The following is a 12,962-nucleotide window of genomic DNA, read 5'->3' on the forward strand; positions in this document are numbered from 1 at the left end:
TTGTAGATATCCTTACCATACGATCGATGGGCAATACTGCGATATCGTACTTTTCAATATCTTCAGATTGATCGGCTTCGTAATAAAACCGGAAGCCCCGGCTTCTTTGGCGGCTTCCATATCAGAGTCGAATACATAAGCCGATTGCATGATCACGGGGATATCTTTCGATAGCTTCCGGATTTCTTTCAAGGATTCGATACCCGTCATCTCTGGCATCTTTATATCCATCAAGATCAAGTCCACCTTGTTTTCCTTGAAGAGAGCTAAAGCTTCCAAGCCTGTCTTAGCACGGATCAAATTACAATATTTATGTAAAATGGTCTTCAGAAGTAAATAATTACTTTCCTCATCCTCCGCGATTAGCAACGTGGGCCTACCTCCACCCAAATCATTTCTCACATCCATATCATATAGTGTTTTATTCTTTAAAGCGAAACTTACTAAACTCCGATGAAGCAAAGATAAAACAAATATCAGAAAGTATACATAAAATTCAAGGAGATATGAGCATTCAAGGGTGTTCTTTTTCCACTCGTGTTAGAAAGTAACATCTATCCCTCCCATGAATATCGCCTTCGGCATCGGGAATCCCTCGTTGATGGAATACCGGGTAGCCGTCAGGTTCTCTCCTTTGACAAATAGGTTCAAGCCTTTATCACGTGTACCGAAACGGTAAGCTACTTTTGCGTTCAAGGTAGTAAAATCTTCCTTCTCCGTACAACCTTCATTGGTATATAGATCAAAGATAGATTGTACATTTACATTTAAAGTAAAACGTCCCGGTTTATAAACAGCCCCTACATAAAATTTTTGACCGGGGGCACCCGGAATAGGCTTACTCATATGCAGATAACTATAATTCAGGTTCATACTTAAATTCTCACAAATTTGATAACGAGTTTCAAACTCAATACCTTTATTCGTAAATGTACCCGTATTCAGGTTCTTGAAAGGAGGCTGATTATCTCCATTCACGCTCACCGAATATATCATATCTTTTCCATCAATAAAAAACGCGGTTAACTCAGTATATAAATCACCGCCCAAAAAAGATTGTCCGACAGCTACCTCATAATTCACCATGCTCTCCGGTTTCAAATCAGGATTTGCGGCTCCCCACATATACATTTCACGAATATTAGGGCTACGAAAACCTTTAGATACAGAAGCCCGGATCGTATTTCCCTCAAACGGACGGACAGTCACTCCCCCTTGAGGAACCCATTCTCCACCATAAGTGCTGCTGTGCTCGTAACGGACACCTGCATTCAAGCTTAACATATCAAACAAATCCTGTTGCATAATGACATATCCGGCCGTTTCATTCACGGTTTTGTCGACCAATTCTTGTTTAGAGCCATCGTTATTATCATTCCAAGCATGTCCACCCCAGTTTTTATAATCAATACCTACGGTAAAGTTATTCCCTTTAAACAAACGAAAAGACTCATATAATAAGACACCGACATTGTGGTCATTAGATCGGAATAGATAAGTCAATGGTTCCTCTCCCGGATCATAACCATCATTAATCTTATGATTTCCCCAATTGTAAAACACACGTAAAGCACCACTCATTTTCCCATAATTATTTTCTAAAGCCATAGATGCCGTACCACGCAGGATATCCATCTTATTATCTAATACAGGAGCCGAGATCTTCCCTGGATTTTGAAATTTAGATTTGGCCAAGCTAACATCTCCTGTCATCTTATAATGTTCATTGAATGTATATCCCAAATTAGCGAAACCATTGGTAATGTTAAAATCCGAATTCGGACGATGTCCGTCGGTACGATCATGGTTAATTGAGACAAAGCTACTGAACTTCCCAACGTTAAAACCATTATTCACCATATATTTTTGTGTGTTATAAGAACCATACATCACACGGGCCTGCGTACGCCTTCCCTCTTGTTTATGATGACGAGTGATAATATTGACAACTCCTCCCATAGCGTTCGAGCCATATAATAAAGAACCCGGTCCACGGATAACTTCCACCCGCTCAACATCCGATGCAACATATGTATCTGGTAACGCATGTCCGAACACACCCGCCCATTGCGGTTGTCCATCAAACAACATCAAAACCTTATTTCCACTCCCTACACCACGAATATTCACGGTTCCGGCCGCACCTTCCGAAACTCCAAATCCTGTGATTCCTTTTTGTGTCACAAATAATCCCGGCACATGTTCCGACAATACAGGAAGCAACGCCGATTCACTGCTAGCCTCAATCTCCTCCCGCTCTATGACCGAGATAGATAACGGCACACTGTTCCGGTTCACCTGGATCTTATTGGCGGAAACAACCACCCCTTTCAAGTTGATCAGACTGTCAATCTCTGCCGGATCTATCGCGAATGCCATGGAGCCTATCAATAGTCCGGAAACTAGTAAAAGTTCTTTTCTCATATACTACTTATATCTATTATCATTTTAAACATCCTATAGTAACACGACTACAAAAAAACGTGTTACCAAACCCGCAAAAAAAAGGATTAATCCGCCCGGCTCATCACCAACTTGCCATGCTTAATGCCTTTGATCGTCGTCAGCTTATCCGACAATTCCGTCAAGCGGTGGGCCGTTCCCATCACCGTCACTATATGCAAGCAAAAATTCTGATTGATATAATATTGGGAAGACGACAAGATCACGTCCTTATAGTTTTGCTGGATACTCGTAATCTTCAACGAGATCTCTTTCTTGACCTGGTCATACATGATCACGATCGTCCCCGCCACGATATGGTTGCATTGCCATTTACGTTCGGCTACATTCTTCTCTATCAGAAAACGAATCGCTTGCGAACGATTGGCGAAGCCATTCTCATTCACATATTGATCCAATGACTCCAACAGATTGTCTTCCAAAGAGACACCGAAACGTTTTAAAGACATAAACCCTTTTTTTATAATTTTCGATGTCAAAGGTAGTATTTTTTCAAAAATCCCGGTATTCTATCGGCGGGAAGAGGAAAAATTAGTCGCTAATCACGAAAATTCACTCCGGTATCCCACCATAAACGGGTACCTCCGGTATCCGGGCCTCCCAGATACTCACATAAGGCGGAATACTGAGCCGGGTTACCGGAAATAATGCTAACCGGGAAATTCAAGCGACGAATCATCGTTCGCGTATCGATCTTCCCATTACTTTTATTCACCAGAACCGGAAACAAACGGGGATAACCGGTACGCCTCTGCTCTGCCCAAGCCTCGCAGCCCTCGGGATAACAAGCGATCCATTTTTGGGTAATGATCTTCTCCAGCTTGATCTCCCTAGAGGCTTCCTCATCCCATGCCGGAGACACCAAGCAAAGCGCTCTCGCCGAATACTCGGGAGTAAACGTATCCACGAAATCGGCGGCTATAAGATCACTTCGTAAATAAGCGCTCGCCTCTCCCACCCTCCATTGGTTGAATGATGATCGTACGCCTCGCGCATAGCAAGTCCCGGCGTCCTCCCCGGACCAGCCCCGCAAGGCAGCCTCCGCACGTAAGAACCAAACTTCCGCAGGTGTCATTAATATAGCGTCCGTTCTCTGGGTAATCATGCTTCTCGAATGCTCACTATAGCGGGAATGATTAAATCCCGTCCCTTGCCGGATTCCCCGGTACTCCCCGGAATATCCCTGTCCGGTAGCAGGCTCAAAATAACGGGATAACCGGGGGTCCTTATATCCCTTAAGGATCGATTCCATATTAGCGTTCATGAAAACCTCTCCCCACGCCTTATTGATCTCCCCCAGCGGGTTCGAGTAGCCGGTTCCGGCGGTAGCGACCGCGACCACCTCGTAATCATCCTCCAGCAAACCGGCTGGATGCGTCAACGATTCATGCGCCTCGTCTCTTGCCTTATCAGAGTCAGCCGTGGCGATACGAATCGCCAAGCGCAAACGTAATGAGTTGGCGAAACGTACCCATTCCCCAAACGTCCTGTAATTCTCCGGCATAATCATATCGAAACGGGAAAAGGTTTCCTCCCCGTCATATTCGGACAACAGGCGGATAGCCTCCCCCAAGTCCCGGAAAAAAGCATAATAAGCGTCTTTCTGGGAATCCGGCATTACCCCGGCATCCGACTCCCCGAACTTCGTATACACGATCGGGCCATAATAATCCGAGATCCGATGCATGATCTCTACCTTCAGTATCTTGGCGATCGCATAGAAAGCCGGATATTTATCACGGGAATGATCTTCCGTCTGCTTTATCTCCGTCATGATATATCCATACGTATTATCCCACATCGTGCCATTCCAACCATCCTGCAAATTATAGACCGTATTCCCCAATCCGGCGTTGAAGGGCTTAAAATCATGCATATAGCCGGAAAACATATCCGCGTTCAGGTTTTGCATCGTCTGGAAATGCCAGTTCTTGCCGCTTCCCCAGTCATAATTAAAATAAATCCCCATCTGGACTACTTTTAGCCTGACACCAAACGTATTATAATCATACGTTTTCTGCTCATCGGTAAAACCCGTATTATCGGTATTATACTCCTCGAACTTACCCGTACAGGAAAAAAGGAGTAATACGGCCAACAGCCCTGCCATCTCATTCAGAAATCTCGTTTTCATACGCCTAGAATGAAAGTTTCACATTAAAGCCGACACTTCTCGTAGTCGGTATCCCGAATATATCGATCCCTTGATTGCTATTGCTCGCCGAAAGCACGGCATCCGGATCAAATGGAGCCTTTTTATAAATAAAGAACAGATTCCGGGCGACAAAAGACAACTCCGCCTTTTTGACAAATTGTTTCCTCCCCAACAACCTCCTCGGAAGCGTATATCCCAACGACAACTCCCGCAGACGGACATTGGTGGCATCGTACATATAATATTCGGTCACGCCGTTTCGTCCTCCCACTTGCTCATAAAATCCTTTTATGTTATAAATATGATACCCTTCCAAATCCACGTACCCCATCGTACGGGCCTCTCCGGAAACCTCGCTCACTCCCGTTTGGTCAAGCACCGCCTGAGTCTGGGCCAGCACGTCTCCCCCAAAGTGCCCGTCAATCAAGAAATAGAACGAGAAATCCTTATACGTCAAACTATTCCCCCACCCCAATAAGAACGCCGGATTGCAATTACCCACCTTAGCCGTATTCCCGCTACCGATCTCTTGAGGCAAGCCGTCCCGACCGTACACGATCGCGCCATATTTGTCCCGCTCAAAAGCTTTCCCGTAGATATCACCGAACGAGCCGCCTTCCACCAAGCGCATCGTATAGCTTGAGGAGAAGCCCTCGTCTCCTTGAATGAAGCTGGCCAAATCATCATGCAGTTTCTTCACCTCATTTTTATTCCGGGAAAAGTTGAGTACCGTATTCCATTTAAACTGATTCATTAAGACGGGAACCGCACCGAGCGTCAGTTCCACTCCCATATTCTGTATATTTCCCGCGTTCACAAAATAATACTTGTAAGCGGCGCCGGCGGAAGAAGGCAAAGAGAAGAGTTGATTTTTCGTATTGGTCTTATAGAACGTAAGATCCACGTCCATCCGATAATCAAAGAATTTCCATTCGGTACCTATCTCAAAAGAGCTGCTCATCTCCGGCTTCAAGGTACCGAACGGGGCCGTATCATTCGGCTGGGGAATCCCTCCGGCGGCGATATGGCCTACCGTATTACTGACGAATAAGGGTATATCATTACCCACCTTACTCCAAGAAGCCCGTACTTTTCCAAAAGATATCAAGGAAGGTATCAAAAAGGATTTAGGGATAATCCAGGAAAGACCGACAGAAGGATAGAAAAAACCTCTTGATTTACGTTCCGTAAACGCAAGGGTAGACGACCAATCATTACGGGCGGTCACATCCAGGTAAAAGCTTCCCTTATACCCTAACTGCGCCATCGCAAAAAGGGATTGTATTTGCCGGCGTACATCATCCGATTCCTCGATGTAGGCATTGGAGGACATATTGATATTAGTGATCGTAAAGACATTCGGATAATACAAGGAAGCTGTTTTCGAATCCAGCCTCAACGCACTGACACGTGTGTCTGTTATGCTCGTACCGATAGCGGCGTTCAAGGAGAAATCATCCCAGTTTTTATTCAACTTAGCCATCAAGTCCCCATAGACCAATGTAGTCTGATAGGTACAATAAATATAACGCCCATTCTCACCGGCGATGCCCGGAGAGGTAGAAGCATAGATTTTCTGCTGATACTTATCGTTCACATAATCGATATTTCCACGGCCCTGTAACGTAAGCCAATCAGTCACCTTGAAACCAGCGGAAGCCAATGCCAGCACACGGGCACGCTTGTCCTCGTTTTCCGTACGGTTGACCAACCAATAAGGATTCTGCTCAAAATCGGTAATCGTTGTATACCAGTTCTGGACGTTCATATTCCGTTTCTCGTTATATACCTCAAAATTCTCCTTATAAGGTGTCATATCCATCCCTCGAGGAAACGTATACAAACCTTGTAACGGGTTCATATAAAATCCTCCGACCGTAGGTTTTCCTTTGACCGTTTGAAGTATCAAATTCACCTGTCCATCCAAGATCAAACGATCCTCAAAGAAAGAAGAGCTTTCACGGAGATTAAAATTATGCTTGCTTAAGTTGTTTTTAGGAACGATGCCCCTCGCAGTCGTATTGGCATACGAGAAATAATTTTGCACATGGCTATTTCCTGCCGTAAATACCAATGAATTAATAGCGGTAATACCTGTTCGGAAGAAATCACCTACGGAGTCATAAACCGGAAGGGAAGCCCGATCCCCCCAACAAGTTTCCGCTCCATCCGTCCGTCCGAACTCATTCTGGAACCTAGGGAGACTGATCGCTTGATCGACAGTCAGCGACGAGGAGAAATGAATATTCCGCATCCCGGCCCTGCCTTTTTTCGTCTTGATCAAAATCACACCGTTCGCCGCTTGTCCACCATATAAAGCCGAGGCCGAAGCTCCTTTCAAGACGCTCAAGCTCTCTATATCATCAGGATTTAGATTAGAGATACCATCCCCCGCGTCCCGGTTACCGGCATCGGCCGTACCTCCGATCGTTGTCAAGGCTTGCTCGCTGCTAATGCTCAAGATCGGAACACCATCTATCACATACAAAGGCTGGTTATTCCCGGACGCCGAACGACTGCCCCGGATAATCACCCGGGAAGAGTTACCCAGGCCGGCAGAAGTCCGGTTAATCTGGAGTCCGGCCATCTTTCCGGAAAGCGTACTCATAAAATTAAAATCCCTAACCCTTACCAACTCCTCTCCAGCAACCAATTGAGTGGCATAAGGCAAGGAAGCTCCTTTCTTCTCGATACCCAGGGCCGTAACGACCACCTCTTCCAAAATCTGGGCGTCATCCTCCAATCGCACATCCAACGACAATTGCCCCTCATACTCAATTTCCCGTGAACGATAACCTATATAAGAAAAAACCAGAGTAGCCTCCTCGGGAAGCTCCAACACAAAGGTACCATCCATATCCGTAATCGTACCGTTTCTCGTTCCTTTTTCCACCACATTTACGCAAGCGATAGGTTCTCCCTTAGAATCGATCACGATACCTTTTACCTTACCATCCTGCTTTTGTTGTATCTGGATTATCACCTCTTTCTTATTCAGGATGATCTGGTCATTCATAACCGTATAAACAATCTCCGTGTCCTTAAATAATAAATTTAAGATCTCGAAAACCGTACGTCCGGATAGAGGTTTACGCACTTTCTCAGACAAATTGATCACCTGGGCATCATAAATAAAAGAATAGTCGGTTTGGCTCTCGATCTCATCCAAAGCACCAGCCAAGCTAACCGAGGCAGAGATACGAATATAAGATTCCGGATGTTCTTGTTGGGCATCCAACCGGAATATACAGAATAATAATAGAATAAAGATATAAATATACAATCTCATAATTTACACACACACTATTTACCACAAGTAAACACAACAATTATTAATCAAAACTATTCAAATATAACAAAATTCTCGTTTAGAGTACTGTTCTTCACAGATAAGTATCTCCAAACGAGAACAACCATCAGCTTCTGTTAAAGCCCAATGTAATCAATCTCAATCTGTTTGTCTATTTTAAGGATGTGCAATAATTAGAACTCTTATCCCACCACAGCGGAGTAGATACGATATCACCTTTACCGCCCAACATAGATTTGCCTTTCTCATACTCAACCGCATTAATCAAACTTTCCTTTGTCGGATACTTCATTCGTTTGATAAAATTAGCTGATTTCAAGATATCTGTATCGTTGTTGTTGTAAACGGCTTGGTCACGATAGACAGCGACATCCAAACGAGGTAAGTTCAAACGACGCTTATCACTCCAGCCTTCTTGCGCCAAATCGGGTATACCTGCGATATATTTCTGGGTAATGATCTTTTCCAGAGCCGTATTTCCTGCGCCTTGCTGATCATCATATTTAGCGCTTGTACCAGCCTCATTCTTCTCCGTGGAAGCTAAATAGTCATCTGCCTCAGAAGCAACTCCCCAAGTAGTGAAAGAAGCACGGACACCTGCCTCATATTCCGATTTAGCGTCACCAGCGATAAAACCACGGGCATATAACTCAGCCTTCAAGAAATGAACCTCTTCGGAAAGGAGTAAATCATACGGGCGAGATTTATAGGGAGCGCCATCCTTGATAATAAAGCCTAGCTCGGCGCATTGTTTCGATTGATAAATACCGGTATTGGCTTCCTCGGCTTTAGGTCCGTATACCAAACCTTTCCAATCTCCATTCTCTATACCCGGCTGGAAAATCTTCGGGGCACGAGGGTCTACCTTTTCCGGATGTACGCTAGAGACAGCGACTCCGGATGTCTGGTTCACCACACCTTGAGGCCAAGCCACGCCACCAATATTCGTCACCAGCTTCTCAACCGATTTAGACATACAGATCGGACCGCTCCATGTGATCTGGAACATCGTATAATTGTAATCCTGTCCCCAAGAACCATCAGCCTTCGGCGGCATATAAGCGTTATCAGCCTTATCCGAGATCAAACCTGCCGGTGAAGAAATAGCGGCATTCGCCTCAGCGATACATTTCTCCCGATCCACCTCCGTCAAACGGACAGCCAAGCGAAGACGCAAGGAGTTGGCAAAACGTTTCCACTTCGATACATCATTCTTATAAACCAAGTCGATACCCGCATCGGAGAAAATAGGTTGCGCGCTATCGCTAAAGCCATTTACGGCAGCATCAAGTTCCTCGAAGTACTCATCATAGATATCCTTCAGCGATTTATAAGGAGGATTCGCCTCAACAGTCTCATAAGCCGGGAAAGGCATCGGGCCAAACTTGTCGGCAGCCAGCGTATGTACATATACACGCCAGATCCGGGCGAAAGCGATCGTATTCGCATAAGTATCCTTATCTTTTTCCGTCAGGCTACGGATCACGATATTGAGAGAAGCGATTTGTTTCAAATATTCCTCCCATGTGAGGTTATTCCATTCATCGTTCTGGATATAGTTCTTGGTACTCCATCCACCGCCATCGATTGTCATCTGGGAATAGAAATCAAGCTGCAACGGTTTCAGACGTTGTTCCACGTTACCATCAATGATCACGCCACCACGCAATGTAGAGGCCAGACGGGGTTCGTTCATATTATAGTTCACGTCGTCCGTTGGTTTATCCGGGTTCTCATTTATACCCGTCAGGTCGCAACTAGTCACACCTAGCATCATTAACGAACAAGCTGTCAATATCTTTATACTCTTCATAATAATTCCATTTTTAGATTTATGTTTCCTTAAAAAGCTAGATTAATGTTGAAACCTAAGCTTCTCATTGTCGGCATAGAACCGTACTCAATTCCTTGGGCGTTACCGGATGTATAAGCAGCTTCCGGATCAAAGCCTTTAGTCTTACTATAGATCATGAATAAGTTACGAGCCACGAAGCTCAAGCGGGCAGAGGTAAACGGAGTCTTAGCCAACATGGTTCTCGGGAAGTTATAGCCCAAACTCAATTCACGTAAACGAATGTTTGTAGCGTCGTACATATAAGCCTCTGTCACGTTATTACTTGAAAGGCCGTTCCAATAGGCCTGAGAGGTTATTTTCTTCGTATTCGGGGTACCGTCTGCCAATACACCCGGTACTATCATACCGTCACGACCATCCAACGTCATCTCCAAGTTACCCGATGAAGCGCCCGCACGGATAGAACCCATGTAAACATCGCCACCGTAACGCATATCAAACATAAAATTCAATACGAAATTCTTATAAGACAAGGTATTGCTCCAACCCATCATCCATTTCGGCTGGTTATTGCCCAACAGCTCCATATCACTCGTACGCAAAGGCACGCCATCCTCGCCGATGATAACATTACCACGATCATCACGTTGATAAGCATATCCATAGATATCGCCGTAAGCGCCTCCTTCATGAGCCACGATCTTCAAGAAAGTAACCGAACCATCGCTCAGGATTTGCTCTTTCGTATCATCCGTCAATGAAACTACCTTATTATTATTCTTCGACCAGTTCAATTGTGTATCCCATTGGAAGCCCGTTTCCGAGATATACGGGGTAGCGTTGATCGCGATCTCGACACCCTTATTCTCGATATTACCGGCGTTGATCATCTTCTTCTTGAATCCGGTAGCGGACGGAACATCGATCTTTAAGATCTGGTCCTTGGCATTCTTCTTATAGTAAGCGACATCGACACCGACCCGGTTATCGAAAGCCTTCAACTCAAGACCCAGCTCCCATGAATTGATCGTCTCGTTCTTCAAGTTCGGATTGGCCATCCAGTCCTCATTGTTCGCGCTGAAAATACCGCCCTTGATATCGTAATCTATCTTATAGTAATCACGCAACATATAAGCGTCCGTATCATTACCTACCTGAGCCCAAGACGCACGGACCTTACCGAAAGATAGAATACCGGTGTTATGCCCCATCTTATTCAACATCTGGGTGAAAATCCAGCTAACACCTACCGACGGATAGAAATAAGAGTCATTGTTTTTCGGAAGTGTTGAAGACCAGTCGTTACGAGCCGTTAAGTCCAAATACAAATAGTCGTCCCAAGACAATGAGGCCGTAGCGTATAGCGAGTTGATTTGTTTACGGTTGCGAGTATACTCACCACCATGTGTCTTTCCGTTGGCGATCGCATGGAAATCCGGGATCACGAACTCACCGGATGATTCCTTGTACCATGTAGAATTACGGTACATCATATTGCCACCTACCGTACCTACGATACCGAATCGATTCCAGTTACCTTTAGCGGTCAATAAGAAATCGGAGTTGATCTCGGTGAATTTCTCCATATTGGCAGTCATGCTACCATTATTCTCCCAATACGGGTTACCTGTCGCACGAATCGTCTCATATTGGATCGTATAATTATCCATACCGGAACGAAGTTTCAAGCTCAGCCAATCCGTAAACGTGAAATCCAAAGCGGCGAAACCGATAAAACGGTCTTTCTTATCTTTGTTCGTATTGCGGTACGCGGACCAATACGGGTTATTAGCGTTAGCCCCGGTGTCGATCAGATAACCAGCGGGCTTTCCATCCGCACGTTTCCAATCGTTATCCTTATAAGTGTCATAATCAGAAAATCCCACACTTCGGGGCATACTTAAATAATTAAGGAAGATATTATCCGGGTCGCCCGCTAATTTCACACGGTTGTTCGTATGCTGGCTTACATAGTTCACCTTCACGTCGGCCGATAACCATTTAGACAATTTAGCCGTAGAACGCAAGTTGATAGACGTACGGTCCATTCCGCTATTCGGAACAACTCCCTTATTATCCAAGCGTGTCACGCCGGCGCGGAAAGTGATATCCTCGGAACTCTTGCTCAAATCCACGCTGTTCGTCCAAGTGGAACCTGTACGCAAGAAGTCCTTATACAGATTATTATCTCTCGCCGCATAGGGATAAACCCCCATCGCCATATCCTTAGAAGAACCGTCCATAGCGGCACCCCAGCTCGTCGCTTTATTATTATCGAAAGCGCCGTCGATACCTTGTCCGTATACATCTTGGAACTTCGGGGTTTGCATCGGGTTCTCAGCCGTGAAATTCGAGTTGATACTTACGCCCCAGCCTTTACTCTGGCTACCTTTCTTGGTCGTGATCATCACGACACCGTTACCCGCACGGCTACCATACAACGCAGCGGCCGCCGGGCCTTTCAAGACAGACATACTCTCGATATCATCCGGGGAGATATCAGAGATACCGGAACCCTTATCCACGTTACCGTTACCCCAATAGTCATCCGTACCACCGCTAAAGTTATCGATAGGTACACCGTCTACGACGATCAACGGCTGGTTATTACCCGTAATAGAGTTATTACCACGGATCACGATACGGGAGGACCCCCCCACGCCGGTACCATTTTGCTTGATCTGCAAACCAGCCACCTTACCGGCCAAGGCATTGGCCACGTTCGCATCACGAGTTTGCGTCAGAGACTCTCCTTTCAATTCGGACATAGAATACCCCAAGGCCTTTTTCTCACGTTTGATACCCAAGGCGGTTACCACAACCTCATCCAAGGCTTGCGTATCATCTGCCAACTGAACCTCGATAGAAGGTTGTCCGGTAAAGGCGATCTCTTGTGTATTAAAGCCGATATAGGAAATTTGTAAAATCGCGTTATCAGGAACATCCAGCTCGAAACGGCCATCCATATCCGTGATGGTACCATTGGTAGTTCCTTTGATAATCACGTTAGCGCCGATAATAGCCTCGCCCGTTTTATCCGTAACGATACCGACCGCTTTTCGTGTTTGTTGTTGAGCATTTAAAACAGTGGCTTCATGCGTGTTCTCCGCGAAAGCTATGGCTGGTATCAAACAGAATGCGCATACCCCCATATTGATCATTAACGGAATTTTTCGAAAAAGAGAATAACTATTCCCCCCTAAAGCATTTAAGGTTACAATTTTATTCATATTTTTGTA

The 12,962-nt window shown here is 45.2% G+C and carries 7 protein-coding genes; all 7 read right to left on the reverse strand.

What is annotated here, in order from left to right; genetic code table 11:
- Positions 1-12: 12 nt before the first annotated feature.
- Positions 13-408: a response regulator gene (locus Q0110_RS00260; RefSeq protein WP_297900572.1), complete on the reverse strand. Its 396-nt coding sequence runs from the start codon at positions 406-408 to the stop codon at positions 13-15.
- 132 nt (positions 409-540) lie between these two features.
- On the reverse strand, positions 541-2,424 hold the full coding sequence (locus tag Q0110_RS00265; RefSeq protein WP_297900575.1) for a TonB-dependent receptor: 1,884 nt from the start codon (positions 2,422-2,424) through the stop codon (positions 541-543).
- Positions 2,425-2,510: 86 nt separating this feature from the next.
- Entirely contained in the window at positions 2,511-2,912 is a 402-nt protein-coding gene (gene nikR / locus Q0110_RS00270; RefSeq protein WP_057326478.1) for a nickel-responsive transcriptional regulator NikR, read from the reverse strand.
- Between the two features lie 89 nt (positions 2,913-3,001).
- The gene (locus Q0110_RS00275; protein WP_297900581.1) at positions 3,002-4,597 is read right to left on the reverse strand and encodes a SusD/RagB family nutrient-binding outer membrane lipoprotein; all 1,596 of its coding nucleotides are present in this window, start codon (positions 4,595-4,597) and stop codon (positions 3,002-3,004) included.
- A 4-nt stretch (positions 4,598-4,601) separates the two neighbouring features.
- Positions 4,602-7,907, reverse strand: coding sequence for a SusC/RagA family TonB-linked outer membrane protein (locus Q0110_RS00280; RefSeq protein WP_297900584.1), 3,306 nt, complete (start codon positions 7,905-7,907; stop codon positions 4,602-4,604).
- A 172-nt stretch (positions 7,908-8,079) separates the two neighbouring features.
- The gene (locus Q0110_RS00285; RefSeq protein WP_297900587.1) at positions 8,080-9,741 is read right to left on the reverse strand and encodes a SusD/RagB family nutrient-binding outer membrane lipoprotein; all 1,662 of its coding nucleotides are present in this window, start codon (positions 9,739-9,741) and stop codon (positions 8,080-8,082) included.
- A 29-nt stretch (positions 9,742-9,770) separates the two neighbouring features.
- Positions 9,771-12,953 carry a TonB-dependent receptor gene (locus Q0110_RS00290; protein WP_297900590.1) on the reverse strand — a complete coding sequence of 1,061 codons (3,183 nt, stop codon included), beginning with the start codon at positions 12,951-12,953 and terminating at the stop codon, positions 9,771-9,773.
- Positions 12,954-12,962 lie beyond the last annotated feature (9 nt).

Origin of the sequence: uncultured Parabacteroides sp. (assembly GCF_947855115.1) — a bacterium.
GTDB lineage: Bacteria > Bacteroidota > Bacteroidia > Bacteroidales > Tannerellaceae > Parabacteroides.

Excerpts from the sequence above, each read along its gene's own strand:
- Q0110_RS00260 (WP_297900572.1), bottom strand. The coding sequence starts at position 408 with ATGGATGTGAGAAATGATTTGGGTGGAGGTAGGCCCACGTTGCTAATC.
- Q0110_RS00265 (WP_297900575.1), bottom strand. The coding sequence starts at position 2,424 with ATGAGAAAAGAACTTTTACTAGTTTCCGGACTATTGATAGGCTCCATG.
- nikR (WP_057326478.1), bottom strand. The coding sequence starts at position 2,912 with ATGTCTTTAAAACGTTTCGGTGTCTCTTTGGAAGACAATCTGTTGGAG.
- Q0110_RS00275 (WP_297900581.1), bottom strand. The coding sequence starts at position 4,597 with ATGAAAACGAGATTTCTGAATGAGATGGCAGGGCTGTTGGCCGTATTA.
- Q0110_RS00280 (WP_297900584.1), bottom strand. The coding sequence starts at position 7,907 with ATGAGATTGTATATTTATATCTTTATTCTATTATTATTCTGTATATTC.
- Q0110_RS00285 (WP_297900587.1), bottom strand. The coding sequence starts at position 9,741 with ATGAAGAGTATAAAGATATTGACAGCTTGTTCGTTAATGATGCTAGGT.
- Q0110_RS00290 (WP_297900590.1), bottom strand. The coding sequence starts at position 12,953 with ATGAATAAAATTGTAACCTTAAATGCTTTAGGGGGGAATAGTTATTCT.